Below are 26,410 nucleotides of genomic sequence, written 5' to 3'. Positions count from 1 at the left end.
GGCCGACTTCGCTTAATTGTAGCCGGCAAATCGCGCCATCAGACGACCCACAAACGGCAAAAACCCGTTGCCCTGTAAGGGGCGAAATCGCGCATCATGGGCGCAGTCCGTTCAAGGGGGATTTTCATGCGCGTTCTACCATCCGTTTTGCGTGTTGCGGCGTTGTCGTCGGGCCTGGCGTTTGCCACCGCCGCCCTGGCTACCGACGAATCGCAACTGGTCCAGTCGATCAACACCTATCGCAGCCAGGCACAGCGCTGCGGCGGCCAGGCTTCGCCGGAGCTGCCACCGCTGGCAGCCGATCCGCGCCTGATCCTGCCCGCCGGCGGCGCGGTTGACCTGCAGCAGTCGATGGCCCGTGCGGGCTATCCGATGGTCAACGTGCAGGCGATCACCTTGTCTGGCCCGCGTGATGCGCAGTCGGCCATGAAGGCTGTGCAGGAGAGTTTCTGCCAGGTGGTGCTGAACCCGCAGTTCATTGATGTCGGGGTCAGCCGCGCCGGCAGCGAATGGCGCATCGTGCTCGCGCGTCCGCTGTTGAGCGGGCGTCTGGGCGACGCCTCGGCCGAAGGCCAAAAACTCCTCGAACTGCTCAACGCCGCCCGCGCCCAGCCGCGGCAGTGCGGCGGCCAACCGTTTGCCGCCACCACGCCGCTGGCCTGGAATGCCATATTGGGGACCGCTGCCGAAGCCCACAGTCGGGACATGGCCAACAACAACTACTTCGATCACAAGGACCGCACGGGTGGCACGCCGGGCGACCGGGCTGAACTCGCCGGCTACAGCTACCAGCAAATCGGTGAAAACATCGCCGCCGGGCAAGACACCACCCGCAAAGTTGTCGATGGCTGGCTCGGCAGCCCGGGGCACTGCGCCAACCTGATGAACCCGCAGTTCCGTGAACTGGGCGCGGCCTATGCAGTGGACCCGAAGAGCGATGCGGGGATTTACTGGACGGCGATGTTTGGCACTCAATAGTCGCCATCTCCGTGATATGCGGGCGCACCGACCCACGTAGGAGCTGCCGAAGGCTGCGATCTTTTGATCTTGCTGTTCGGCGGCTTCGGCATCTATAAATCAAGATCAAAAGATCGCAGCCTTCGGCAGCTCCTACAGGTCCAGTACACCCCAATGGGAAGGGACACATACGAGCTTGCCACCTCAAATACTTCGATTCATGAGCCATACGCATAACTCTATAGACGAATAACGCAAAAACATTTCGCTCGCGCGCAGGTCACTCTTTCTGACGAGTACTACCATGGCGCAGGTACGTTGCTGCGCGAAAAACGCCAGATAGAGGAATCGAACCCATGGACGCCCGTGACCAGAAACCGATTTCCCGACGGACCTTTCTAATTGTCGGCGCCGTGACCGCGGCGGCTTCAAAAACAGAACGCGTTCGCCCTTAGCCATCTATCCAAACCGCCCCCTCACAACAACTGTAAGCACCCCGTCGGTCTCTGAATAAGGCCCACCTCTTGAGCGACTTACTCGAACAGGTTCCACCCAGGCCCCAAGCCATCCCCCCTGCGCGAAGCCTTCCTCTTCTGGCTAAAGCTCGGCTTCATCAGTTTCGGCGGCCCGGCCGGGCAGATTTCGATCATCCATCAGGAGCTGGTCGAGCGCCGACGCTGGATCTCGGAGCGGCGCTTTCTGCACGCACTCAACTACTGCATGCTGCTGCCGGGCCCGGAGGCGCAGCAGTTGGCGACTGACATCGGCTGGCTGATGCACCGGACCTGGGGTGGCGTGATTGCCGGGGTGCTTACCCTGATCGGGTTGTCGTGGATGTACATCGCCTTCGGCGACGTGCCGGTGGTGGCCGGGCTGTTTTATGGAATCAAACCCGCGGTGACTGCGATTGTGCTGCAAGCGGCCCATCGAATCGGCGGGCGGGCGCTGAAGAACAACGCGATTACCGCCGCCGTGGTCGGGGTGATCCTCAACCTGGCGTGCTTCTTCGGCTACCACGTGCTCTGGCTCAACGGGTTCAACGGTCATCTTGACTGGCCTTCGTTGTTGATTGCGATGGCGGCGGCGATAGCCCTGTTTCGCTTCAAGCGCGGGGTGATCGAGGTGTTGATCGGTTGTGCGTTGATGGGCCTGGCGGTGCACCTGTTGCATTAGCGGATGGCAAAAAGCGCCCGCACCTCGAGGGTGTGGGCGCCGGGATCAGGATCATTTCGACGCGTGCTGCACCTGCGCTTCCGGCATCGCCGAGGAGTGGTGGTTGAGAATCTTCCACTGACCGTCGACCTGTTCGTAGACGAAGGTGTAGCGCGCCTGCACATGCTTGGTCTTGCCGGTTGGCTCGGTCAGGGTGAAGGTGTAGACGCCGCTGTCCATGGCCACGTTGCTGCCCAGTTGGCGGATCTCGCGGTAGTTGATCTGGCCCACCGGCTTCATCGGCAGGAAGTGATCAAAGTAGTCCTTGATCTCGGCGGGCGTGCTGCGCACCTGATTGGACACCGTCGGTTGCAGCACAGCGTTCGGTGCGTACAGGGCGGTCACACTCTGTGCATCGCCGGTCTTCAAGGCGTTGTTCCAGCGGTCAAACAGCCCGGCGATTTCACGGTCTTTGGCATTAACCGGCTGTTTGGCGACCGACCGGTAAACGTGCGGGGCTGGCTCTGCTGCCTGTGCAAACGGGGCACTGAGGGCAAAAAACAGGGCGATGGCCGGGATCTTCAATTTCATTGCGATGCTCCAGGGGTGGTCGATGAGCACACTTTGCCGACTCGCCAGCCGTGCGACATCGGCCAACCGGAGTCATTGGCCTATGCCATTCGGCAGATAGCGCCCGCCCCCGTTAACAAGGTTTAATGACGTTCCCGTACGCCTGCGGGCCTGTCCACACCCGGAGCCGAACCATGCAAAGCCCGCCGCACGACCCCGGTAGCGCCCTGTCCTTTCGCACCGAGTATCGACAATCCCAAAGTCGCGCGGCGCGCCTGCGGCTGTTGGTGGACACCGGGCAAGCGTTGACCCAACTGGCCCCGGACGCCATGCGCCAGTGCGTGTTGGCCCGGGCCTGCGCGTTCCTTGCGATGGACCACGGGCTGTTGCTGGAGTGGGACGCCGGCGGGCGCGTCAGTATCACCGCCCGACATGGCAGCCTCGATCAAGTGAACAGCCTGGAAGCCGTCGCCGACAGCGCGATGCGCACGCCGTGCTGGCAGGATCGTCCGGGTGAAGCCTTGCCCAATGTGCTGCGAGTGCCGTTGCGCGGCGGCGATGGCAATGCCTTTGGCGCACTGGTGCTGGCCAACAGCGTCAGCCTGCAGGCGCCGGACAACGAAGACATCGAATCCCTGCACTTGCTCGCCACCCTGCTGGCCGCACACCTTGAAAACGATCGGCTGCTGACGACGCTCAAGACGCGCGATCGCACGCTGTCGGACCTGGTCAACCGGTTGTTTCGCGCCCAGGAAGACGAACGCAAACGCGTGGCCTACGACCTGCATGACGGCTTGGCCCAAACCCTCGCCGGACTGCACCAGCGCCTGCAAGGTTTTGCCGGTCGCTGCCCGACACTGCCGGACACCCTGGGCGTCGACTTGCAGGCCATTTTGGCGCTGGCCCAACATTGTGTGGTGGAAGGCCGGCAACTGATCGGCGGCTTGCGCCCGACGGTGCTCGACGATTTCGGTGTGCTCAAAGCCGTCGACAAAGAAGCCGATCGCCTGCGCGATGCCGGGATCAGCGTGCAGTGGATCGCCCGCTGCGAGACGCGGTTGCCCAGCCAGGTGGAAATCGCCTTGTTCAGGATCGCCCAGGAAGCAATCAACAACATCCTCAAACATGCGCACGCCAGCCACACACAATTGGCGCTGGAACTGCACGAAGGCGAGGCCTTGCTACGGGTGGACGACAACGGCAAAGGGTTTGCCGTCGAACAACGACTCGACACAGCCGGCGCCCGACACTTGGGTTTGGCAGCCATGCAGGAGCGCGCCAGCCTGCTGGGTGGGCAACTCACCTGTGTCAGCAGTGCCGAATGCGGAACGCACCTGCGCGTCAGCGTACCTTTTGACCTGAATGGAACACCTCAATGACCCAAGCCTTACGCCTGGTGCTGGCCGATGATCACGAAGTCACGCGCACCGGTTTCGTCGCCCTGCTGGCCGGTCATCCGCAATTCGAAGTGGTCGGCCAGGCCTGCGATGGTCAGGAAGCGGTCGAACTGTGCGAACGGCTGTTACCCGACATCGTCATCCTCGACTATCGCATGCCGGTGCTCAACGGCCTCGGCGCGGCACGCCTGCTTCAGCAACGCCTGCCAGCATTGAAAGTGGTGATTTTCACCATGGACGACAGCCCCGATTACCTCGAAGCGGCGATGAATGCCGGCGCCGTGGGTTACCTGCTCAAAGACGCCAGCCGTGATGAAGTGATCAACGCCTTGCAGCGGGTTGCCGCCGGTGAAGAAGCCCTTAACAGTGCGGTCAGTGCCCGTCTGCTGCGGCGCATGACCGAACGCAACGCCGGCGGCACACCGACCGAAAACCTGACCGCCCGGGAACGCCAGGTACTCGCGCTGGTGGCCAACGGCATGAGCAACCGAGAGATCGGCGAGCAACTGGGGATTACCACCGGCACCGCCAAAGCCCACGTCGAACGGGTCATTGGCAAGCTCGGCGCGGCGGATCGGACCCAGGCCGCCGTGCGCGGTATTGCGTTGGGTCTGGTGACTCAACCATGAAGGGGCTTTACGCCCGACGCTGGGCCGATCTGCCGCTGCGGGGCAAAGCCCTGGTGGTGATTTCCCTGCCGTTGGTGGTGCTGTTGTTGTCGCTGGTGTTGATCTACATCACCGAACGCCAGACCGCTCGGGCCGAGGAAGACGTGCGCCGGGTTCTGCTGGTGCAAGGCGATATCCAGACCGTGCACACCCTGCTCGCCGAAGCGGCTGCCAGCGTGCGCGGTTACCTGCTGACCCACCGCGAGGACTTCCTGCCGGGTTACCTGAAAGCCAAGCCGCTGATCGAGTCGGCCCTGCGCCGGCTCGACAGCAACGTGCGCGATGAACGGGTGCGTGAGCAACTCGGCGCGATCACGCCGCTGATCAACAGCAAAGTCGAAGGACTGGAGGAAATGCTCAGTGATCGCGACGCCCGGCCCGAGGCAATCACCAGTATCCTGATCAACAACAAACACATCCTCGACGAATTGCGTGAGCACATCAGCACCATGCTCACCCTTGAGGACACCTTGCTGGCCGAGCGCACTGGCGCCGCGTCCGCGACCCGCCAACGGCTGTTGTTCTCGACGTTACTGGCGGCCCTTTGCGGACTGTTTGGTGCCATCGTCGCGGTGCTGTTTTTGTCCAAGGGCATCGTTGCCCGGTGCAGAAAGTCCAGGGTAATGCCCAACGCCTGGCCCTCGGTCAGCCCTTGCTGCCGCAACCGCCGGAGAACGATGAGATTGGTCAGTTGGGCACCCGTTTGGTGGAGGCCGGCCTGCTGCTGGCCGAACGCGAGCGAGCGTTGCGTGACAACGAAGAACGCCTGCGACTGATCATCGACGGCGTGAAGGACTACGGGATCTTCGCCCTCGATACCCGGGCTACGTCACCAGTTGGAACGCCGGTGCCGAGCGGATCAAGGGCTACACGGAACAGGAAATAATCGGCCAGCATTTCTCGGTGTTCTACCTGGCGCAAGAGTGCCCGCAGCATCCCGACATGGCCCTGTGCGAGGCCACCCGCAACGGGCATTACATGGAAGAAGCCTGGCGTTGCCGCAAGGATGGCAGCCGTTTCTGGGCCAGCGTAGTGATTACCGCGCAGTACGACAGCAGCGGCGCATTGCGCGGTTTTTCGAAGATCACCCGGGACATTACCGACCGCCGCGCCGCCGAGATTGCGCTGCGTACCGCCCGTGAAGAAGCCGAGCGCGCCAGCCGGGCCAAGAGCGAATTCCTCTCGCGCATGAGCCACGAATTGCGTACACCGCTGAATTCGATCCTGGGTTTTGCACAGTTGCTGGACATGGATTCGCCGCCCGGGCAAAAGCCCCAGATCGGTCACATCCTGCGCGCCGGCCAGCACCTGCTGACGTTGATCAACGAAGTGCTCGACATCGCCAAGATTGAGGCCGGGCGCCTGCCGCTGAACATCGAATCGGTGCCCTTGGCGATTGCCTTGCAAGAAGCCCTGAATCTGGTCTCACCGATGGCCGCCGACGCGGGCGTCCATCTGGCGCCATTGCCGGCGCTGGCCGCTGACCAGGGAATCGTCGCGGATCGGCAACGCCTGACTCAGGTGTTGCTGAACTTGCTGTCCAATGCCATCAAGTACAACCGGCTTCAGGGTCAGGTGAGCATCGAAGTCGACGTTGATCAACAGCGAATCGCTGTGTCGGTCTGCGACACTGGCAAGGGCATTGCAGCCGAGCACATGGATCAACTGTTCAAGCCTTTCGAGCGCCTGGAGACCGACCCGAACGTGGAAGGCAGCGGCCTCGGCCTGGCGCTGAGCAAGAGCTTGCTGGAGATGATGAACGGCAGCCTGACCGTGCAAAGCCAACCCGGTTCCGGCTCCCGATTTACCCTGGAGCTGCCTTTTGTGCACGTGCAGCAAACTGCCGGACCCGCCGCTGCGCCCATCGACAATCGATCGCAAATCCTCGCCCTCGCCGGCCCTGAAGTTCAGGGCAAGGTGTTGTGCATCGAAGACAACCTCTCCAGCCTGGCGCTGATCGAAACGTTGCTGCAACGCAGGCCGGGCATAAAACTGCTGTCGAGCATGCAGGGCCAACTGGGGCTGGACCTGGCCGCGCAACACGCGCCCCGGCTGATTCTGCTGGACGTCTCGCTGCCGGACATCGACGGATTGAACGTGCTGCAGCGCCTGCGCCAGTCGGCGATCACCCGGACCACGCCGGTGCTGATGATCACCGCCGACGCCAGCGACCTCACCCATTTGGCCTTGTGCGACGCGGGCGCGACGGCGGTGCTGACCAAACCGATTCACGTTCCATCGTTTCTCGCCCACCTTGACCAGTATTTCCCGGAGCCTGTGTGAACACCGACCTGCGCATTCTGATCATCGACGACCAACGGCCCAATCTCGACCTGGTGGAGCAACTGCTGGTGCGCGAGGGGCTGACCAACGTGCTGAGCAGCACCCAGCCGCTGCGCACCCTGGACCTGTTCAACAGCTTCGAACCGGACCTGGTGATCCTCGACCTGCACATGCCCGAGTTCGATGGCTTTGCGGTCCTGGAACAACTCAACCGACGCATCCCGCACAGCGAATACCTGCCGGTCCTCGTGCTCACCGCCGACGCCACCCGCGACACCCGCCTGCGTGCCCTGGCGCTAGGGGCCAAGGACTTCATCAGCAAACCGCTGGATGCCCTGGAAACCATGTTGCGGGTGTGGAACCTGCTGGAAACCCGGGCCCTCTACAAAACCTTGAGGACGCTGATCCCGGCAGAGCAGATCGAGTTGCTGCGTCAGCGCTAAACCGCCGTGTCCATCTGCACCACTTCGATCCCCAGCCGACGATAAGCCTCGACATCGCCCGAGGCCACATGATGCTCGGTGATCAGCGTATGGATGCGCCCGCAAGGCGCGACAACAAAGGGCTCTACCGCACCCAGCTTGTCCGCCGTGGTGACGGCCACCACATGGGCGGCGCTGTCGAGCATCGCCTGCTTCACCGGCACCTCATCGAAATGCAGCGAGCTGATGCCGACCTCGGGGTGAATCGCGCAAACCCCGGTGAATAGCAGATCGGCCTTGATGCCCTGAAACAGCCGCAGGGTTTCATGCCCGCTCGCCGACATCGTCGCCGGATTGAGCTGACCGCCGGCCAGAATCACTTTGATGCCTTTGTATTCCGCCAGGGTGATCGCGATCATCGGTGAAGCCGTGACCGCAGTGATGGTGATATCCACCGGCAGCGACCGGGCAATCTGCAGCGTCGTCGAGCCCGAGTCGAACATCACAATCTGGCCATCTTGCACAAGCCGGGCAGCCAGTTGCGCGAGGCGGGTTTTCACCTCGTCGGTTTCGTTGACCCGAGTGTAGAAGTCCTTGCCGGTGTCCTTGGGTCGCGGCAGCGCCCCGCCGTGCACCCGCTGCACCAGGCCGGCGCTGTCCAGTTCTGCCAGATCGCGGCGGATGGTGTCTTCGGACACGGCGAAATGCTGGCTGAGCTCGGAGGCCATGACCTTGCCGTCACGTTCCAGGATCAGGAGGATTTTCTGCCGGCGCAGGGAAGGAAGCTCGATTGCGGAATGCATGTTTACGCCTGATTTTGCGGGTTTATGCGAGATTAGCCAAAGCGCCCGGCAAACACAATCCAGCGGCACCACCCGATTAATTTCCCGCGTCTCAGTCTCAGCTAAGTTTCGCTGCGTAGCCTCTCCCTCACGCACTTAAAGCACTTGCTCAGGAGAGACAATCCAGATGAATCCGACCCTAGCCGGCTGGCTCAACAAAGTCCCCGAGGTCACCCTGTCGTTCTGGGTGATCAAGATCATGTCCACCACCGTGGGCGAAACCGGTGCCGATTTCCTGGCCGTCGATGCCGGCTTCGGTGCGGGCTGGACCAGTATCGGCATGGCGGCCCTGTTGGCGATCGCGCTGTTCTGCCAACTGCGCACCAAGGCCTATACACCCTGGATTTACTGGTTGACCGTGGTGCTGGTGAGCATCGTCGGCACGCAGATCACGGACATCCTGACCGACAAGCTCGACGTCAGCCTGTACACCAGCACGGCTATTTTTTCGGTGCTGCTGGCGCTCAACTTTTGGGTCTGGTACCGGGTGGAACACAGCCTGTCGATCCGCGAGATCGTCACGCCCCGGCGCGAGCTGTTCTATTGGGCAACCGTACTGTGCACGTTTGCCCTCGGCACCGCTGCCGGGGACCTGGCCACCGAAGCACTGGGCCTGGGTTTCACCCTCGGCGCGGTGATTTTCGGCGCGCTGATCGCCGCCACCCTGCTGGCCTGGCGCATGGGCGCCAATGTGGTGCTGACCTTCTGGATCGCCTACATCCTGACCCGCCCGTTCGGCGCGTCCCTGGGCGACTTGCTGACCCAGGCCAAAACCTATGGCGGTCTCGGCATGGGTGCCATGTGGACCAGCGCACTGTTCCTCTGCGTCATCGTCATCCTGGTAGCCGTCGCGCAATTCAGCGTCGGCAATCGTAAAGCCATCACTCAATAACTCATTCAAAAGCCATTAAGGAATCACCATGCGCCCCATTCAAAACCTCATTCGTCACGTTTGCATCGTCTCGGCCATTTTCATGCTGGGCATCGCCACCGGGTGCTCGAAACCGGCCGATAAACCCAAGGCCGATGCGAGTTCGGCGGCCGAGATGAGCCAGGGCTCGGCCTCGAAACTCGGTGATTTGTCCGAGTTCCGCAACATCGCCGCCGACGTTGCCGGCCGGGTCGACAAAAACGACCTGCCTGCCGCAAAAGCCCGAATCAAGGACCTGGAAACCGCCTGGGACTCGGCAGAAGCCGGCATCAAGCCCCGCGCCGCGAGCGACTGGCACGTGGTGGACAAAGCCATCGACCGCGCACTCGATGCCTTGCGCGCCAGCAGCCCCATGCAAAGTGACTGCAAAGCCGCGATGGATGACTTGCTAAAGGCTTTCGACTCAATGAAAGGGAAGCAGTAACCGGGCACAGATGCTTCAATACAGGCGCGCGGGTCATGACCCTCGCGCCTTTTTTTGCTGGAGCGGGACATGCGGATACTGCTGGTCGAAGACGACCCGATGATTGGCGATGCGATCCACGGTGCACTGAACGATGCCAGTTATGCCACCGACTGGGTGAAGAACGGCCTCACCGCCCTGGCGGCGCTCGAGACTCAACACTACGACCTGGTGCTGCTCGACCTCGGCCTGCCGGGCAAGGACGGCCTCGACGTGCTGACCCGCATTCGCGCCAACAACAACCCCGTGCCATTGCTCATCATTACGGCCGGGACAGCCTCGATGACCGGCTGCGCGGCCTCGATGGCGGCGCGGATGACTACCTGCTCAAACCCTTCGACATGGCCGAGTTGCTGGCGCGTATGCGCGCGGTTTTAAGGCGCAAGGGCGGCAGCGCCCTGTCGGTGCTCGACAACGGCGTGGTCTCGCTGGACCTGGTCAGCAAGCAAGCCTCGACCGCGCAGTACCCCGGCGTCCAGCTCTCGGCCCGCGAGTTCGCCCTGCTGCAGGCGCTGTTGATCCGACCGGGCGCGATCCTTTCACGCAGCGAGCTCGAAGACCGCCTCTATGGCTGGGGCAATGAAGTGGAAAGCAACGCCGTGGAGTTTTTGATCCATGCACTGCGGCGCAAGTTGGGCAGCCAAGTCATCAAGAACGTCAGGGGTGTGGGATGGATGGTTTCAAAAACGCTTGAGTGAATCGGTGCAACTCAGGCTGTCCGTCACCCTGTCGCTGGCGATCCTGATCGTTGCGATGGTGGCCGGCGTCTTTGCGTTCGTTTCCGCGTTCGACGAAGCCCACGAAATGCAGGACGACACCTTGCGTCAAGTGGCGGTGCTGTTTGACCGCCAGCACATGACGCTGAGGTACCCCGAGGGCAAAGGCATTGCGGGCGACGATGAAGAATCCCGGCTGATCATTCAGCACCTGGCCGATGGCAGCAACGCCTCCGGCAACGATGACGACACCGCACCACTGCCCTTCCCGACAACGCTGGCCGATGGCTTGTCCACGGTAAATGTCGGCGGCGAAGCGTTTCGCGTGCTGGTCAGGACCACCGCCCGTGGCGAACGCATCGCCGTTGCCCAGGAAACCGGCGCCCGTGACAAGGATGCCCGCGAAAGCGCCTGGCGCAGTCTGCTGCCGTTTCTGGTGTTGTTTCCGGTGCTGCTGCTGGTGGTCGGCGATCTGGTGCGCAAGTTGTTTCGACCCATCGCGACACTGTCTTTCGAGATCGATCAGCGCGCCGAGCAGGAACTGCACCCGATCAACGAAAGCCATCTGCCGACCGAAATCCGCCCCTTCGTGGTGGCGATCAATCGCTTGCTCGCACGCGTGGCGAATGCGATGGAAAACCAACGCCGCTTCGTCGCCGACGCAGCCCACGAACTTCGATCACCGCTGACCGCCCTCTCCTTACAGGCCGAACGCCTGGCTGGCGCCGATATGTCGGCCGTGGCCCATGAGCGTCTGGTGCCATTGCGCCGGGGCATTGAGCGCGGCAGAAACCTGATCGATCAACTGCTGACCCTGGCCAAGGTGCAATCCGAAACCAGCACGCCGACGTCGCCGGTTTCGGTGCATGAGGTCTATCGTCGAGTGCTGGAAGATCTGTTGCCGCTGGCCGATATAAAACACCTCGACGTTGGTGTCGAAGGTGAGCAGGACGTGCGGGTGCTGATCAACGAAATGGACCTGATGACACTGGTCAAGAACCTGGTGGACAACGCGATCCGCTATACACCGCAGGGTGGCCGGATCGATCTTTCTGTGGTCATGGATAACGGCACGGCGCTGCTGCAGGTCAAGGACTCGGGGCCAGGGATCGCGCTGGAGGAGCGAGCGCGGGTGTTTGATCCGTTTTATCGCAGCCTGGGGACCGATGAGGCCGGGTCCGGGCTGGGCTTGTCGATTGTTCAGGCGATTGCGCAGCGTACCGGGGCACGGGTTAGCCTGGGCTTCGCCGATGAGGTGCAAAACCGCGGCTTGCGTGTATCGGTATGGCTAAACGTGGCCAAGGGATGAGCGCAGGTTAATCGGCTGGACGAATTGCAGCAACGCTCGGCCGGACATAGTAATGGTCGAATTCAGCGCTTTCCACGAATTGGAAGCCATGGCGGATGTAGAAGCGGTTGGAGGCGCTTTCCTTGAGCGCGCCCACCCTGACAGGCAGCGCGGCTGCATCCGCCTCTTTGAAAACCTGAGCCAGAACAGCAGTGCCAATCCCGGATCCCTGCGCACCCGGTTTCACGTACAAGTGATCAAGCAGCAATTCATTGAGGTGCTGCTTGAGCACCACAAACCCAACCCGCTCCCCGGCCACTTCGATGTGGCGCGTGCTGCTGGCGTCAAAGTCGCTGGCAAAACGTTCACGCGCACGCACCGGATCAAATCGCCCGACGCGCTCCAGGCTTTCACGCATGGCCTCGATTCGAATGGCGACAAGTGGGTTCAGGTCGCTTTGTTGAGCAGGGAGCAGAACAAGCGACGGATTCAGATCAGGTGTGACGGGCATCATGTGCGCTCTGACTATCACGACGGGCAGCCAGTATCGTGCAAAACTCCTGACCGCAACAGCCAGTAGATACAGTCAGGTAAGCGCATCCTCAGTTGTTCGCCACCTGAGCCACATTGCCCGAGGTCACCAGCGCTTTGAGCGACGCATCGAACTGCTTCAAGGCGTTCACCTGCAGTGCGGTTTGCTGGTCGATCTGCGCAGCAATCTGCGACGCTGCTTTGCCATGAACCCATACCGAAGGCATTTTCTGTTCACGGGAGCCTGCGGCCTGGCCGATGTATTGCAGGTTCGAATCGTAGAACTTGGCGAGGAACCGCGCTTCGACCTGGTCATTGCGCTTGCTGACCAGACGGCTGTAGGTGTCGAGCATCACCACCACGTCCGGGTGCGCTTGCACCAGTGCGTCGAGGTTGTCGTAGACGGTCACCGAGGCGAATTCTTTTTGCAGCGAACCCATCAGCCAGTTGATCGCCAGTTTCGGATCAGAGCTGCTGACGAACGCGTTGCTGATGCGCGAATCGAGCGCAGGGTTCTTGCTGCCGTTCACCGCAACAGAATGGTAACGCTCAAGGTATTCGATCGTGTTGACGGTGTTTTCGCTGTAGAGCACACCCACCGACTGGGAGTGCTTCAGGTTGGCGCTGCTGTCGCCCATCGGCAGGAAATGGCAGGCCTGCGGGTCGCCAGCGTAGGCCGGGGCGGTGGCGGCAAAACCGCTGGTCAGTACGGCGATAAGGGCCAAAACAGTTGAGATTCTCATCGCGCAGGTTCCTTCAGAAGCGAGATCGGTATAACGCTATCCTCCTCCGTTGCTGGAAAAACAAAACTCGCTTTTTTGATGATGACTATCGATTGGACGAATGGTTGGCGAAGGGCCGAGTACTGCCTGGGGCGATGGCAGTCATATCTGCCTCGTGCGAAACTTCACCGACTCATGAATCACGGAGGGTGTTGAAATGGTGCATTTGCTTGCGGTCTCGGGAAGTCTGCGCCAGGCCTCCTCCAACTCGACTTTGCTACGTGCAACCGAGCTTTTGCGCCCCAAAGGGCTCTTGGTCACGCATTACGAGGGGATCGGTGAGCTGCCGCACTTCAACCCGGACTTGATTGAACACCCCCCGGAGCAAATTTTAGAATTACGCTCGATTATCGCCCAGGCGGATGGGCTTCTGATTTCATGCCCGGAATACGCTCGAGGGATTCCGGGCTCGTTCAAAAACATGCTCGATTGGCTCGTCAGCAGTGAAGCCTTCCCGGGCAAACCGGTCGCGCTTTTCAATGCTTCGCCCAGAGCCAGCCATGCGCAGGCCGCATTGCGCCTGGTTTTGGATACGATGTCAGCTCGCCTCATTGAGCAAGCGTCAATTACGGTTAACCTCCTGTCCACCCCGTTGAGCGCCCAAGGCATTGCCGATGATCCAGTGATGGGCCCACAGATCAGTACAGCGCTTGAGGCTTTCCAGAGACACCTCGAAAATCAGGGTCTTTGATGCCGAAGGGCCAGGGGTAAGCGGTGAGGTCAGGAAGGTCTCGAATAGCAGCGGCAGCTTTTCGATGGGCTGAATCAAACCTGGTCATTTGTCGTTGCGTACATTTCACTCCAGCGAGAGGAGGTCCTGCCTCAACTCAAACAAAAAAGCGTCTTGCGCAATACATATGGAAATCCGTATATTCGGATTTCCACACATTGAAGACGCGCCCATGCTCAACCCTCCAGCCATTTACAAATGCCTGTCCGACGAGACCCGCGCCCGCGCCACCCTGCTGATCACCCGCGAAGGCGAGTTATGCGTCTGCGAGCTGGTTTGCGCGCTGGACGACAGTCAGCCGAAAATCTCTCGTCACCTGGCGCAACTGCGGGCGTGCGGCTTGCTGCTTGATCGACGCCAGGGGCAATGGGTGTATTACCGGCTCAATCCGGAGCTGCCGGCCTGGGTTCGCGCTGTTCTTGAGACCACGTTGCAGGCCAACGCCGACTGGCTTGAAGAAAACAGCGCCCGGCTCAGACAGATGGCCGACCGGCCTCTCAATACGTCAGCGTGCTGCTGACTCTCCTAATCGTCGAGCGTTCTCATGCTAGCTGCGGTTTCGATTTTTCTATTCACCCTTGTCCTGGTCATCTGGCAACCCAAGGGGTTGGGGGTTGGCTGGAGTGCATCGCTGGGCGCCATCCTGGCGCTGGCCACCGGCGTGGTGACACTGGACGACATTCCACTGGTGTGGGGCATTGTCTGGAACGCGACCGCCACATTTATCGCGGTCATCATCATTAGTTTATTGCTGGATGAAGCAGGCTTCTTTCAGTGGGCTGCTTTGCATGTGGCGCGCTGGGCCAAGGGCGATGGTCGTCGCCTGTTCGCTTTTACGGTGCTGCTCGGCGCCGCCGTATCAGCCCTGTTTGCCAATGACGGCGCGGCACTGATTCTGACCCCGATTGTTATCTCGATGCTGATCGCGATGCGCTTTTCGCCGGCGTCTACATTGGCGTTTGTCATGGCCGCAGGCTTTATCGCCGACACGGCCAGCCTGCCGCTGGTGGTGTCGAACCTGGTCAACATTGTTTCGGCCGACTACTTCGGCCTGGGTTTCAACCAGTACGCCTCGATCATGGTGCCGGTCAACCTCGTGGCGGTGGGTGCCACGCTGGTCGCGCTGTACGCGTTTTTCCGGCGCGATATACCGCGAAGCTACAACATCCAAGAGCTTCAAGATCCGCGTCTTGCAGTGCGAGACCCACTGACGTTTCGCGTCGGCTGGTGTGTGTTGGTTGTGTTGCTCGTTGGCCTGTTTGCGCTGGAGCCGCTGGGGATTCCCATCAGTGCGATTGCCGCCGTCTGTGCTGCCGCGCTGTTCGCGATGGCGGCACGCGGGCATGTGATTTCGACACGGCGAGTGTTGCGCGAGGCGCCGTGGCAAGTCGTAACCTTTTCACTGGGCATGTACCTGGTTGTTTATGGGCTGAAAAACGCCGGCCTGACCCTTTACCTGACGGCGGCCCTGAACTACCTGGCCAACTACGGGGTGTGGGGCGCCGCACTGGGAACCGGTTTTCTAACGGCAGCGCTGTCCTCGGGCATGAACAACATGCCGACGGTATTGGTGGGCGCGCTATCCATTCAGGCGAGCGACGCCACCGGCGTGGTGCGCGAGGCCATGATCTACGCCAACGTCATCGGCTGTGACCTGGGACCAAAAATCACCCCCATCGGCAGCCTGGCGACGCTCCTCTGGCTGCACGTTCTGGAACGTAAAGGCCTGCGTATTACCTGGGGTTACTACTTCAAGGTCGGTGTCGTGCTCACCGTGCCCATCCTGTTCATCACCTTATCCGCCCTGGCCCTGCGCCTCGGCTTGTCCGCCTGAAAAGGAGTCTCCATGCGCGTTCTGTTCATGTGTACCGCCAATAGCTGCCGCAGCATCCTCTCCGAAGCGATGTTCAATCACCTGGCCCCAAAAGGCTTCGAGGCGGTCAGTGCCGGCAGCTTCCCAAAAGGCCAGGTCTTGCCACGCAGCCTGACCACGCTGCAGGAAGCCGGCATCGCCATTGATGGCTTGAGCAGTAAAGGCAACGATGCCTTCGAGGGCAACCCGCCGGACATCGTCATCACCGTCTGCGACAACGCCGCAGGTGAGGCCTGCCCCGTCTATTTCGGGCCGGCGTTGAAAACCCACTGGGGACTGGAAGATCCGTCGCAGGTCACGGGTGACGAAGCGGCCGTATCCGCCGCCTTCCACTCGACCCTGGCACGTATCGACACCCGTTGCCGGGCGTTTCTGGCACTGCCCTTCGCCCAACTTGATCGCGATGCGCTGAAGCGTGAACTCGACCGCATCGGCATGCTGTAACTGGAGCCCCTAATGACTCACCCGCTGCCCAACCTCGACCCGTCACTGACTCAACCCATCGCCACCGATCAAAACGGCCAGCACAAACCACGGATTTTGCTGTTGTACGGGTCCACCCGCTCCCGCTCGTTCAGTCGATTGCTGGTCGAGGAAGCGGCGCGTTTGCTTGAGCACTTTGGCGCCGAGACTCAGATTTTCAATCCTTGCGGTTTACCGCTGCCGGACGACGCACCGAACGACCACCCGAAAGTCCAGGAACTGCTGGAACTGATGCAGTGGTCGCAAGGCCAGGTCTGGTGCTCGCCGGAGCGCCACGGCGCCATGTCGGCGGTGTTCAAGGCCCAAATAGACTGGGTGCCGCTGGCCATCGGGGCGATTCGCCCGACCCAGGGCAAGACCCTGGCCGTGATGCAGGTGTGTGGCGGTTCGCAATCCTTCAACGTGGTGAATCAACTGCGCGTGCTGGGGCGCTGGATGCGGATGTTCACCATCCCCAATCAATCCTCGGTGCCGAAGGCTTACCTGGAGTTTGACGAGAACAACCGCATGAAACCTTCGGCACTCTATGACCGGGTGGTGGACGTGATGGAGGAGCTGGTGAAATTCACCCTGCTGCTTCGGGATCGCCCGGATCTGGTTGACCGCTATTCAGAACGCAAGGAGTCCGCCGAAGAACTGACCCGGCGCGTGAATCAAAGCGCCCTTTGATCGAGCGACAATTGATCGGCTCCCCTTCACGCGACAACCATTTTTAATCACTCCACCGCTATATCCTTTACTACACAGCGCCAGATTGCGTAGCTTTCACCTGCCCCGCGTGAAAACGGCGTGACGCTCATCGTCACGCCTTCCAATAAGAGAGCCAAAAACCCCATGCTCCTTCGTCAACTGACCTACCTCGTAACGTTGGCCCAAGAGCAGTGCTGATAAAGCGATTAGCCAGCGCCATCCACCCTGCCGGACTATGCCGATCGAGCAGCACGACCTGCTCGAATCAGCGCCGTTACCCGCGCTGATCCATTCCAATAACAGGAAGGTCCCCATGGCGAAGATTGTATGCGTGCTCTACGAAGACCCCATCACCGGACAACCCGAGACTTATGCGCGAGACGGCCTGCCCCCTCTCGAACGCCACCCAGACGGCCAGACCCTGCCGACCCCGAACGCCATCGACTTTGAGCCCGGCACCTTGCTCGGCAGCGTTTCCGGCGAATTGGGTCTGCGCAAATACCTGGAATCCAACGGCCACACGCTGGTGGTCACGTCCAGCAAGGACGGCGCCGGCAGCGTACTCGAGCGTGAATTGCACGACGCCGAGATCGTGATTTCCCAACCCTTCTGGCCGGCGTACATGACGGCTGAGCGGATGGACAAGGCGCCGAAGCTGAAGATGATCGTCACCGCCGGTATCGACTCTGATCACACCGACCTGCAAGGCGCCATGGACCGTGGAATCACGGTCGCCGAGGTGACTTACTGCAACAGCAACAGCGTTGCCGAACACGTGGTGATGAGTGTACTGGCGTTGGTACGCAACTATATCCCGTCACACAACTGGGTGCTCAAGGGCGGCTGGAACATCGCCGATTGCGTCGCCCGTTCCTATGATGTGGAAGGCATGCACGTCGGTACCGTGGCGGCCGGTCGTATCGGCTTGCGCGTCCTGCGTTTGCTCAAACCTTTCGACATGCACCTGCACTACATGGATCGCCATCGCTTGCCGGAAGCGGTCGAAAAAGAGCTGAACCTGACCTATCACTCGACCCTGGAAAGCCTCGCCAAAGCCTGTGACGTGGTCACGCTCAACTGCCCGCTGCACCCCGAGACCGAACACATGGTCAACACCGAGTCGCTGAAGAACTTCAAGCGCGGCGCGTACCTGATCAACACCGCTCACGGCAAGCTCTGCGACCGTGACGCGATTGCGGCGGCGCTGGAAAGCGGTCAACTGGCAGGCTATGCCGGCGATGTCTGGTTCCCGCAACCAGCCCCCGAAGACCACCCTTGGCGCAGCATGCCGAACCACGGAATGATGCCGCATATCTCCGGCACCAGCCTGTCAGCGCAGACGCGTTACGCGGCGGGTACCCGGGAAATTCTCGAATGCTATTTCGAGAACCGACCGATTCGCGATGAGTACCTGATCGTTCAGGGTGGAGAGTTGGCCGGCGTCGGCGCGCACTCGTACAGCGCGGGCAACGCCACCAAGGGCTCTGAAGAAGCAGAACGCTTCAAAAAATGAAGTCGACCTCGACAGAAGCGGGCCAGTCAGATGGCCCCATTCGGCGCATCCGGGCCCTCTCGCTGCTGTGGATCGGGCTCGGTGCGTTCATCGGGTTGGCGGGGCCGGGCGCTATCGCCCTCAACACGGGTCAACCGTGGCTGATCGGCTCCTTCGGCGCGAGCGGCGTTTTGCTGTTTGCCTACCCGCAAGGACCGTTTTCACAAGTACGGAACGTGATTGGCGGCCATCTGCTGACTTCTCTGGTAGCGCTGGTTTGTTTGAAAGTGTTCGGGCCGGGATTGCTGCCGATGGCGTTCGCCGGTGCCTTGGCGACGGTGATGATGGTGGTCACGCGTACCGTTCACCCGCCGGCAGGGGGCAATCCGGTCATCGTGTTCATGACACAACCGGGCTGGTCATTCTTGCTGGTACCGACCTTGGGCGGTGCCTGCTCGTTGATGCTGACGGCCTGGCTGTACTGGAAAGGGATTCGCTGGCTTCAAGTGCGCTTTCGCGAGCCATCGTCTTCAAAACGCGCCAACCCTGTGGTCCGTGATTGATCGGACCACAGGTAACATTCATCGGCGCGTGCGAAGTATCAGGCCGGAACACCCAGAATGATGTGCGAAGCCTTGATCACTGCCGTGGCGCTGACACCCGGCACCAGGCCCAGCTCTGCAACGGCATCACGGGTCACGATGGAATACACCTTCGAACCGCCGGCCAGTTCGATCACCACTTCGGCGTTGACGGCACCATCGTTGACGCTCAGCACCTTGCCTTCCAGGCAGTTGCGAGCCGACAGGCGAATGTCGCTGGACTCCGTCATCAGCATCACCCAAGGCGCCTTGATCAGGGCCACGGCTTCTTTGCCGACCGCAATCCCGAGGTTGCGGATGCTTTCCATGGTCACCACGGCCACCAGTTGCTCACCGCCAGGCAAGGTCAATACCACTTCAGCGTTGACCGCACCTTCTTGTACCTGGCTGACTTGGCCTTTGAATACGTTGCGTGCACTGACTTTCATGAGACGAGTCCTTTTTTTGACTTTTTAGTTAGGAGTTTCGAGCACGATCAAGCTTGGCGCTGTGTAAAAACAACTATAGCGCTCGGCTGCGTCGAGACAAGCAGTGCCGCATTGCACGGCACTGCCTTCAATATCAAGCGCGCGTGGAGAACCTTGGCAGATTCAACACTCGCTCAGCCACCCAGCCGAACACCAAACCAACAGTCGTCCAGAGCACCAACTGAATACCCAGCGAAGCCACGCGAAACTTCCACAGCAAGACTGCCGAGAAGGTCTCCGGCACTTCGTTGATGGTCGCAAACAGGTAACCCGCCACCGCCATGATCACCACGTAAAGCAGCACCGCCAGCGTCGAACCGCTCCAGGCCCCCAACGCCGGGATCAGCTTGCGCGCGGCGTTGATGGCGATCACCGCCGCGACGACCGATACCAGCAACATCATGAAGAACAGCTTGGTGCGCTGCTTGATGGTTTCTGGATCGCCAATCGACGGCGGATTGGCCGGATATTTCAGCCCAGGCACCAGAATCAGCGTAACAAACGCCGCCAACGCCAACAGCGCGGCCAGACCACGAGGGCCGATCTTGCCGATTCGCCCCAGGGAATAGGCAAACACCAGCGCGAAGATCCCGCCCAGCGAAACGCTGTAGGTCACGACGCCAGTGAACAAACCGAAGGTGCTTTGCACCTCGCGGCTCACCAGTTCCTCTTCAGGTGCATCGCCGTGCATCTGCGCCATTTGCTCTTCGAAGGCGATCGCCTTGTCGATTTGTGGTTCACCCAATACTTTTGCAAAACCAAAGGCAAGAATCCCGGCGAGTAAACCCACCAGCATGCCGCGTACCAATAAACGACCGGTCATGGTGTGTTCCTTGAATCAGTGGCAAGGGAAGCCAAGCAAGTGGCGGCCGTCGTGCACGAACTCATGGACATACATGCCTTTGACCAACGCAGTGGCACCCTGCTCTGCGCCGACGAAATAGATCGCCAACATCAGTAACAGGCCGACAAAAATGGCCCAGGGAAGAATTTCGCCCAACGCAATGGTGGGCAACGAAACATCAGTCTGCGTAGCAGCGCTATAAGCCATATAAATCTCCAGGGATGACGCGTCCCGGTCGGATTGCAGGTAGGGGGAAACAGGGTCTGGCTGACGGCAAATTGCCGAATACAGTGGCGCGACCGCGCCGGATTTACACCGGCTGCCTGTTTCAGAATGAGTTGTAAAATTTTGCGAAACAAAATGATACAACTTGGCGAGTTTACCCGTTCGAGACAACAAAGCCAGAGTGATTGCTATTGCATCTCGCTTACGTCAATGCCCCATCGCTGCCGCGACGCCTTGCCTTTGCCCTTGCGGAAAGCCATGCGCCCGGGCGCAAACGGCAATCCACAACCCTGCCAGTAAAAACACCAGCAAGACCCATGGAAACGATACGACACCGACCTGGTCGAGCAGGACGCCACCGAATAAACCGGCGATGGCGATAGCGCCGTTCCAGGCCACCACGTTCATGGACAAGGCGACATCCGCGCCCTCGCCCGCCGTATCCGCCAGCGCGGTTTGCAGCAAGGTTGCGGCGCCGCCAAAGGTCAGGCCCCAGACGAAGGTGCCCACGTAGATGACGATCACTGACTGGGAGAAGAACCCGAAAACGAGGGCCGTTGCGGCGAATGTCGCGAGACTGATCAACACGGCGTTGCGCAGGTAACGGTCAACCAGTCGACCGGTGATCCAGATACTCAGCAGTGCGGCGACGCCGAACACCAGAAGCACCGCATCGATATTACTGGCCAGTCCGGCCGGGGTGACAAAGGGCGCGACGTAGGTATAGAGAATGTTGTGCGCCAGCATCCAGGTCATCACGACGCCTAGGACCGGACGGACACCTGGGGTGAAAAATACCTGGCCCAACGGCATGCGCTCGGCACCGGACTGGCCTGGATAATCCGGGACTTTCGCCAGCACCCAGACGATCAATCCCAACGTCATAACCGACATCAGCCCAAACGCCGTCCGCCAGCCCATCAGGCTTCCCAGCCAGGTTCCCAGCGGCACACCCAGCGACAACGCAATCGGCGCGCCCACCATCGCCACGGCCATGGCACGCCCCTGAAGGTGCACCGCCACCATGCGTCGCGCATAGCCAGCCAAAAGACTCCAGGCCAACCCGGCAGAAACACCGGCGAAGAATCGCGCAACGAGTGTCAATCCATAGCTCGACGACCAGGCAGTAATGGAATTGAACACAAGAAAACCGACGATCGTCAGCAACAACACGTTGCGGCGCCGCCATCCCTGGGTGGCGATGGTCAGCGGAATGGCCGCCAGCAACGAACCCAGGGCGTAGACCGTAACCATTTGCCCGGCCAGTGAAGGCGAGACATCCAGACCGCTGCCGATCTCGGGCAATAACCCGGCCGGCAAGGTCTCGGTGACGATACAAATGAAGCCCGTCATCGCCAGCGCAAGGAGCGCGCCGAGGGGTAACCGTTCATTTTCAATCTGACTGTCCTGCATTGTTTTGCTCCTGATCACGTACTTATGTATCGACTAATACAAAACTAAAGGACGCAAAGAGCATGGTCAATGACTTTTGTATCAACTAGTATCTAAGTCATGACCTCCGGAGGTAAAAATGGCAACGATGGGCCGCCCGCGAACGTTTGACCGAGACATGGCAATCACACAAGCGATGCATCTGTTCTGGGAACATGGCTATGAATCCACGTCCCTGAGCCAGCTCAAGGCAGCGATGGGTAACGGCATCTCCGCGCCCAGCTTCTATGCGGCGTTCGGATCAAAGGAGGCGTTGTTCCAGGAGGTGGTGGAGCGCTATCAAAGCAGCCACGGACGCGTGACCGAGGCCTTGTTCGACGCGCACCTGCCCCCGCGCGAAGCCATCGAATTGACCTTGCGTCGCTCAGCCAAAATGCAGAGTGAAACCGGTCATCCCCCGGGATGCCTGGTGACGTTGGGCGTCATGCACACTTGCTCGGCGCAGCCCACCGCCGTTTCTGCACCGCTGGCCGAAGCCAGGGCGCGCAACAGGGCAGGCATCATCGCCTGCATCGAGCGCGGCATTGCTCAAGGCGAGTTGCAGGCAGATACCGATACCTGCGCCCTGGCCGCGATGTTTGATAGTTTTCTGCTGGGCCTTACGGCGTTAGCCAGAGACGGAATTCCCCACGCGGTGATGGATGCGTCGGTGACCCAGGTGATGGCAGTATGGGATGCGTTGAGTGCAGCCAACGCTGCAAAAAAGCCTTGATTTATTACGAACGCAACACGCCGATTGCCCGTCGATACTTCTCGATCCGTTCCAGATCGTCCCAGGACGGCTGCGCAATCCGCGACAGGTCGCTGTTCTCTTCCAGATCCACGAGTTTGACCACCCGGCCAATCGGGTTCAGCGCCGCACGTTCGACGAACGCCTCATAGGATTCACCCGGCACCTTGGTGACTGACGCAATGGCCGTCAGCACCGTTTCGCTGAAGCCTTCCTGACGCAAGTCTTCGAGGCTGACGCGGGTATCTTCGACCACGTCATGCAGCACCGCGACGATCCGCTCTTCCAGGGTGTTGACCCGCAGCATGACTTTCAGCGGATGCAGGATGTAGGCGCCCCGCCCTTGTCGACCTGTCCCTCATGGGCGGCAGCAGCGATGGCAATGGCACGTTCCAGGGTCTGGGTCATCTGGGTGCTCCTCGGGTTAAACGCCGTAGCGGCCTAAAGCCTGTAGGTCAAATACCGCCCACGCCCGGTTTTCTTGGCCTGGTACATCACTCGATCAGCGGCCAGCAACAGCTTATCGGCAGAACTCTGCCCGTCTCCCAGCGCGATACCAATAGAGACGCCGACGATGCACACCGAGCCGGAGATAAAAAACGGCGTGGCCAGGGCATCGATGCATTGCGTCGCCACGCGGGTCAACGTCTCTTCGGCATTGTCCCCGAGGTCATTGAGCAGCACCACAAACTCGTCACCGCCGATGCGTGCCAGGGTATCGCTCACCCGCACGACAGCGGAAAAGCGCCGCGCCACCTGCCGCAAAACCTCATCACCGGCCTCGTGCCCCAGGGAATCATTGATGTGCTTGAACCCGTCAAGGTCCATAAACAACAAGCCCACCTGCGTCTGGTTGCGTTGTGCCTGGGCCAATACCTGGCGCAGACGCCCGGAGAGGTGATGCCGGTTGGTTAATCCGGTCAGGGTGTCGTGATGCGCAATCTTTTTCAGTTCGTCCTGCTTGTCATTCAGCTTGACCAGCAAACGATTGAACGCCGAGATCAAGTGCCCGACTTCATCATCCCGAACAACCGCCAACGGCGCGTGCGGCAATTCATCCCGGGTCATGCGGTCCGCCTGGGCGGCGGCACGAAACAGATGACGAAAGACAAAGTAGAGCCCGATGGAGGCGAACGTGGCAAAAAACAGAATCGATAAAAACGCCCCCTGATCAAAAAGTGCTGGGTTCGATCCACGGTGGCAAACGCTTCGCTGGTCGGCAAGCAGGCGACGATGTACCAACCGGCGCTTGGGACAGACGCCATCGCCGCCACCTCCTCGGCACCCTTGGCATTGAGCGTTATCCCGGCGCCGCGAAATCCGGCCATGGCTCGATCGTGCAGCGCATTGATGCCGGGAGGCGACGTGGGCTTGAGTTGCACATCCAGTGTCGAGGTGTCGACAAACAATTTACTGTCCGGGAACACCAACAGGAATTCACTGGCGGTGTCACCCACGTGGCTCTGGAGCAATGAATCAAGCAGCCCGCGAGCTCCCAGCGCGGTCACGCCCACCAGCACCGCCTGGACCTCGCCGCCGGCATTCTTGATGGGCACCGACATCGGCAGGATCGGTGCCTTGGTGGCACGCCCCACGCTCGGCTGTCCGATAAACGGACGCCCCGCCAACCCCGCCTGAATGTAATCACCTTCAGCGTAATCGGTATCCAGGGCGGGATAGTTCGCGAGTAAACGCTTTTTTGTGTTCACGATGAACAAATCTGCGGTGAACAACGTCTGGTCGCCGTAATGCTCTTTGAGCCACGCTTGCAACCGTTCGGGCTTTGTCAGGAGATCAGCCGGGACGGTGGCGGCAATATGCGCCAGCAACTGCTGGCGCTGAACAATTTTGTTATTGATATCGCGAGCGACATAAGTGGCCAGGGTTAACTGCTGGCCCTCCACCACGGCGCTCAAATCCTCGCGCAAGAAGTTGGTCAACACGTAATAGCGCACCACGGCACCGAAAATGACGATGCACAGCGCCAATATCAGCAGTCGCGTGACGATGCTGTTACCGATGCGGGCGAGATTCAGGGGCGCGTGATGATGTTTTGGCATCACCGGAGTGTATCCGAGAGCGCCGCGCTTTGGAGGGGTTTTCCGGTAGCGTTGCAGCCCCCGTTCAGGTCAGCGCTCACTTCGCAATTGCTCTTCAAGCCACCCGATCAGCGCGCGCACCTCAAGCCGATCGTCCCACCCTGTTGCCTGAAACCGATATCGCCTCCGGTAACGGGCTGGAAACGTTATTTTTCAATGCGTACCCGTTTCGTCAACGTTCAGCCTGCACAGGTCGCGCGGCCCTGTTATCGAGCCGCAAGGCGTGTTTGAGTGGTGGGCCGCGTCGATGCACCATCGTGATTTCGATGACAACAGCTCGGCGTTGATCTACACCTTCAGCGTACGTTTACGGCCGCGTTGGCCGGGATGGTTGCCCGACCCGCTGGCCAACCGTCTTTTCGAACCTGAAACCCGCCAGCGCTTTGCCGCAATGGCTGAGTATTGACGGGCCTACGCGCACCGCTTGACGCTTGCAGAACAACAATCAAACAGGAGTTGAAAATGTCTGAACTGAACTTGCACCCCAACGCCGCGAAGTCCTTGAAGCAGTGGCACCACATGATCAGCACCGGGAACTTGAAAGCCCTGCCCGAATTGCTGGACCCGCAAGCGGTGTTTCGCTCGCCCATGGCGCACACGCCTTACCCGGGCGCGAACGTGGTCGCGATGATTCTCGCCACGGTGTTCGACGTTTTCGAGAGTTTTGAATACCACCGCGAACTGGCGACGGCGGACGGATTGAATGTCGTGCTGGAATTCAGCGCAACGGTTAGCGGCAAAGAGCTGAAAGGGATAGACATGATCCGGTTCAACGAAGAAGGAAAAATCGTTGAATTTGAAGTCATGGTCCGTCCGCTGAGCGGCTTGCAGGCATTGGGCGCAGAAATGGGCCAGCGTCTTGGCGCCTACCTGGCCGCCAGTAAAGCCTGATCGATTTCTATCACCCCTGTGGGAGCGGGCTTGCTCGCGAAAGCGGTGTGTCATTTAGCCTTGATGATGACTGACACACCGCCTTCGCGAGCAGGCCCGCTCCCACATAGGGTCGTGGGTACTTCAAAAAGTGTATCTGCCCCTTTTGCTCTAAGCCTGGCTTTGACTCAGGCCACTATTGCGGTCCAGCCCCCGCTGCACACACCAGGCCAATGGCAGTGTCAGCAACAGAAGCGCCGCCAGCGTCATCACCGCGACCGGGACCCCGGTAGCGTCCCCCAGGCGACCAAACAACACCGGCGCCAGCGCCCCGCCGCCGATGGTGCCGGTGTAGAACAGCGCGAAGGCGTGTTCACGGTTGTCTGCATTCGATAACTCCGGCACCACGCCGTAGAGCACCGACGATGTGCCGTTCAACGCCAGCCCTAGTAGTGGCAACATCACCATCATGCTGGTCAGCGGCAAATAAACTGCCAGAACGATCAACAGTGCCGTCGCGGATTCCGTCAGCCACACCGTCTTCATCATGCCGATACGCGCGCCCAGGTAACCGCACAGCAACTTGCCGAATGCGCCGCCCACGAATAACAACGCCAACGCCAGACCGATACCTGCCGTCCCGGCACCTTTGCGGGTCAGCAGGAACGGCAGGAAGGTGAGAAATCCCATCCGTACCGCACTGTCCAGGATGCCGGTCACCAGCAGCGCCCGCAACCCGCCGACCGAGCCGCTCCCGGCCAACACCTTGGGGGCTTTCTTCAATCGGGGGCGGGCACGCCACGCGCCGCAATCAACCACCCCAACAACCCAGCGGCAGCCAGCCCCAGCAA

General features: G+C 60.5%; 27 protein-coding genes and 5 pseudogenes. 20 read left to right on the top strand and 12 right to left on the bottom strand.

Annotation, left to right across the window (positions count from 1 at the left end):
* Positions 1-126 precede the first annotated feature (126 nt).
* Positions 127-978 (top strand): CAP domain-containing protein, encoded by an 852-nt coding sequence (locus tag JFV26_RS24910; protein ID WP_201196134.1) that lies wholly within the window; start codon positions 127-129, stop codon positions 976-978.
* Between the two features lie 552 nt (positions 979-1,530).
* Entirely contained in the window at positions 1,531-2,130 is a 600-nt protein-coding gene (locus tag JFV26_RS24905) for a chromate transporter (protein WP_201196184.1), read from the top strand.
* 51 nt (positions 2,131-2,181) lie between these two features.
* Here JFV26_RS24905 and JFV26_RS24900 read toward each other — a convergent pair whose 3' ends face one another.
* Positions 2,182-2,700: an SgcJ/EcaC family oxidoreductase gene (locus tag JFV26_RS24900; protein ID WP_201196133.1), complete on the bottom strand. Its 519-nt coding sequence runs from the start codon at positions 2,698-2,700 to the stop codon at positions 2,182-2,184.
* Positions 2,701-2,873: 173 nt separating this feature from the next.
* On the opposite strand from JFV26_RS24900, the gene JFV26_RS24895 reads away from it, so the two are divergent.
* From JFV26_RS24895 to JFV26_RS24880, 4 genes and pseudogenes are all read left to right on the top strand, one after another.
* On the top strand, positions 2,874-4,058 hold the full coding sequence (locus tag JFV26_RS24895; RefSeq protein WP_201196131.1) for a sensor histidine kinase: 1,185 nt from the start codon (positions 2,874-2,876) through the stop codon (positions 4,056-4,058).
* Positions 4,055-4,705: a response regulator gene (locus JFV26_RS24890; protein ID WP_201196130.1), complete on the top strand. Its 651-nt coding sequence runs from the start codon at positions 4,055-4,057 to the stop codon at positions 4,703-4,705. The genes JFV26_RS24895 and JFV26_RS24890 overlap by 4 nt, the downstream gene beginning before the upstream one ends.
* Positions 4,702-7,027: pseudogene (locus JFV26_RS24885) on the top strand (ATP-binding protein). Before JFV26_RS24890 ends, JFV26_RS24885 begins: the two are co-directional and overlap by 4 nt.
* A complete protein-coding gene (locus tag JFV26_RS24880; RefSeq protein ID WP_201196129.1) occupies positions 7,024-7,470 on the top strand; it encodes a response regulator in 447 nt (148 codons plus the stop codon). Before JFV26_RS24885 ends, JFV26_RS24880 begins: the two are co-directional and overlap by 4 nt.
* On the opposite strand, the gene JFV26_RS24875 is transcribed toward JFV26_RS24880, so the two are convergent.
* Positions 7,467-8,252 (bottom strand): DeoR/GlpR family DNA-binding transcription regulator, encoded by a 786-nt coding sequence (locus JFV26_RS24875; protein WP_201196128.1) that lies wholly within the window; start codon positions 8,250-8,252, stop codon positions 7,467-7,469. The two genes, JFV26_RS24880 and JFV26_RS24875, sit on opposite strands and share 4 nt — an antisense overlap.
* A 166-nt stretch (positions 8,253-8,418) precedes the next feature.
* Here JFV26_RS24875 and JFV26_RS24870 point away from each other — a divergent pair, with 166 nt between their 5' ends.
* The 4 genes and pseudogenes from JFV26_RS24870 to JFV26_RS24855 all read left to right on the top strand — a co-directional run bounded on the left by JFV26_RS24870 (position 8,419) and on the right by JFV26_RS24855 (position 11,710).
* Complete coding sequence (locus JFV26_RS24870) at positions 8,419-9,183, top strand: COG4705 family protein (RefSeq protein ID WP_201196127.1); 765 nt, start codon at positions 8,419-8,421, stop codon at positions 9,181-9,183.
* Positions 9,184-9,211: 28 nt separating this feature from the next.
* Complete coding sequence (locus tag JFV26_RS24865) at positions 9,212-9,646, top strand: hypothetical protein (RefSeq protein ID WP_201196126.1); 435 nt, start codon at positions 9,212-9,214, stop codon at positions 9,644-9,646.
* Between the two features lie 69 nt (positions 9,647-9,715).
* A pseudogene (locus JFV26_RS24860) lies at positions 9,716-10,383 on the top strand (response regulator).
* 4 nt (positions 10,384-10,387) lie between these two features.
* Positions 10,388-11,710 carry an ATP-binding protein gene (locus JFV26_RS24855; protein ID WP_446739945.1) on the top strand — a complete coding sequence of 441 codons (1,323 nt, stop codon included), beginning with the start codon at positions 10,388-10,390 and terminating at the stop codon, positions 11,708-11,710.
* 7 nt (positions 11,711-11,717) lie between these two features.
* On the opposite strand, the gene JFV26_RS24850 is transcribed toward JFV26_RS24855, so the two are convergent.
* The gene (locus JFV26_RS24850) at positions 11,718-12,200 is read right to left on the bottom strand and encodes a GNAT family N-acetyltransferase (RefSeq protein WP_201196183.1); all 483 of its coding nucleotides are present in this window, start codon (positions 12,198-12,200) and stop codon (positions 11,718-11,720) included.
* A 91-nt stretch (positions 12,201-12,291) separates the two neighbouring features.
* A complete protein-coding gene (locus tag JFV26_RS24845; protein WP_201196123.1) occupies positions 12,292-12,963 on the bottom strand; it encodes an ATPase in 672 nt (223 codons plus the stop codon).
* Between the two features lie 196 nt (positions 12,964-13,159).
* On the opposite strand from JFV26_RS24845, the gene JFV26_RS24840 reads away from it, so the two are divergent.
* From JFV26_RS24840 to JFV26_RS24810, 7 genes are all read left to right on the top strand, one after another.
* On the top strand, positions 13,160-13,693 hold the full coding sequence (locus JFV26_RS24840) for an NADPH-dependent FMN reductase (protein WP_201196121.1): 534 nt from the start codon (positions 13,160-13,162) through the stop codon (positions 13,691-13,693).
* A gap of 211 nt (positions 13,694-13,904) precedes the next feature.
* Complete coding sequence (locus JFV26_RS24835) at positions 13,905-14,252, top strand: metalloregulator ArsR/SmtB family transcription factor (RefSeq protein ID WP_201196119.1); 348 nt, start codon at positions 13,905-13,907, stop codon at positions 14,250-14,252.
* Between the two features lie 24 nt (positions 14,253-14,276).
* Positions 14,277-15,566 carry an arsenic transporter gene (locus JFV26_RS24830; RefSeq protein WP_201196118.1) on the top strand — a complete coding sequence of 430 codons (1,290 nt, stop codon included), beginning with the start codon at positions 14,277-14,279 and terminating at the stop codon, positions 15,564-15,566.
* 12 nt (positions 15,567-15,578) lie between these two features.
* Positions 15,579-16,049 carry an arsenate reductase ArsC gene (locus JFV26_RS24825; RefSeq protein ID WP_201196115.1) on the top strand — a complete coding sequence of 157 codons (471 nt, stop codon included), beginning with the start codon at positions 15,579-15,581 and terminating at the stop codon, positions 16,047-16,049.
* 12 nt (positions 16,050-16,061) lie between these two features.
* Positions 16,062-16,757: an arsenical resistance protein ArsH gene (gene arsH / locus JFV26_RS24820; protein WP_201196113.1), complete on the top strand. Its 696-nt coding sequence runs from the start codon at positions 16,062-16,064 to the stop codon at positions 16,755-16,757.
* 334 nt (positions 16,758-17,091) lie between these two features.
* Positions 17,092-18,291 (top strand): NAD-dependent formate dehydrogenase, encoded by a 1,200-nt coding sequence (locus tag JFV26_RS24815; RefSeq protein WP_201196111.1) that lies wholly within the window; start codon positions 17,092-17,094, stop codon positions 18,289-18,291.
* The gene (locus JFV26_RS24810; protein ID WP_201196109.1) at positions 18,288-18,833 is read left to right on the top strand and encodes an HPP family protein; all 546 of its coding nucleotides are present in this window, start codon (positions 18,288-18,290) and stop codon (positions 18,831-18,833) included. The genes JFV26_RS24815 and JFV26_RS24810 overlap by 4 nt, the downstream gene beginning before the upstream one ends.
* 38 nt (positions 18,834-18,871) lie before the next feature.
* On the opposite strand, the gene JFV26_RS24805 is transcribed toward JFV26_RS24810, so the two are convergent.
* The 4 genes from JFV26_RS24805 to JFV26_RS24790 form a co-directional block, all read right to left on the bottom strand.
* On the bottom strand, positions 18,872-19,300 hold the full coding sequence (locus tag JFV26_RS24805) for a TOBE domain-containing protein (protein ID WP_201196107.1): 429 nt from the start codon (positions 19,298-19,300) through the stop codon (positions 18,872-18,874).
* A gap of 133 nt (positions 19,301-19,433) precedes the next feature.
* Positions 19,434-20,162 carry a CbtA family protein gene (locus tag JFV26_RS24800; RefSeq protein ID WP_201196105.1) on the bottom strand — a complete coding sequence of 243 codons (729 nt, stop codon included), beginning with the start codon at positions 20,160-20,162 and terminating at the stop codon, positions 19,434-19,436.
* Positions 20,163-20,177: 15 nt separating this feature from the next.
* Positions 20,178-20,390, bottom strand: a complete 213-nt coding sequence (locus JFV26_RS24795; protein ID WP_201196103.1) for a CbtB domain-containing protein — start codon at positions 20,388-20,390, stop codon at positions 20,178-20,180.
* 225 nt (positions 20,391-20,615) lie between these two features.
* Entirely contained in the window at positions 20,616-21,821 is a 1,206-nt protein-coding gene (locus JFV26_RS24790) for an MFS transporter (RefSeq protein WP_201196102.1), read from the bottom strand.
* Positions 21,822-21,939: 118 nt separating this feature from the next.
* On the opposite strand from JFV26_RS24790, the gene JFV26_RS24785 reads away from it, so the two are divergent.
* Positions 21,940-22,572 (top strand): TetR/AcrR family transcriptional regulator, encoded by a 633-nt coding sequence (locus JFV26_RS24785; RefSeq protein WP_201196101.1) that lies wholly within the window; start codon positions 21,940-21,942, stop codon positions 22,570-22,572.
* 4 nt (positions 22,573-22,576) lie between these two features.
* Here the strand turns inward: JFV26_RS24785 and JFV26_RS24780 are convergent.
* The 3 genes and pseudogenes from JFV26_RS24780 to JFV26_RS33750 form a co-directional block, all read right to left on the bottom strand.
* Positions 22,577-22,998, bottom strand: a pseudogene (locus JFV26_RS24780) (HD domain-containing protein).
* Positions 22,999-23,031: 33 nt separating this feature from the next.
* Complete coding sequence (locus JFV26_RS33755) at positions 23,032-23,658, bottom strand: GGDEF domain-containing protein (RefSeq protein WP_242487894.1); 627 nt, start codon at positions 23,656-23,658, stop codon at positions 23,032-23,034.
* Complete coding sequence (locus tag JFV26_RS33750; RefSeq protein ID WP_242487893.1) at positions 23,655-24,650, bottom strand: cache domain-containing protein; 996 nt, start codon at positions 24,648-24,650, stop codon at positions 23,655-23,657. The genes JFV26_RS33755 and JFV26_RS33750 overlap by 4 nt, the downstream gene beginning before the upstream one ends.
* A 174-nt stretch (positions 24,651-24,824) precedes the next feature.
* Here JFV26_RS33750 and JFV26_RS24770 point away from each other — a divergent pair.
* Positions 24,825-25,095 (top strand): annotated as a pseudogene (locus JFV26_RS24770) (hypothetical protein); the annotation flags it as partial.
* 56 nt (positions 25,096-25,151) lie between these two features.
* A complete protein-coding gene (locus tag JFV26_RS24765; RefSeq protein WP_201196100.1) occupies positions 25,152-25,580 on the top strand; it encodes a nuclear transport factor 2 family protein in 429 nt (142 codons plus the stop codon).
* Between the two features lie 150 nt (positions 25,581-25,730).
* Here JFV26_RS24765 and JFV26_RS24760 read toward each other — a convergent pair.
* Positions 25,731-26,410 (bottom strand): annotated as a pseudogene (locus JFV26_RS24760) (MFS transporter); the annotation flags it as partial.

Source organism: Pseudomonas sp. TH31, assembly GCF_016650815.1.
In the GTDB taxonomy this organism is placed as follows: domain Bacteria; phylum Pseudomonadota; class Gammaproteobacteria; order Pseudomonadales; family Pseudomonadaceae; genus Aquipseudomonas.
This window is presented reverse-complemented; position numbering and strand designations above follow the sequence as displayed.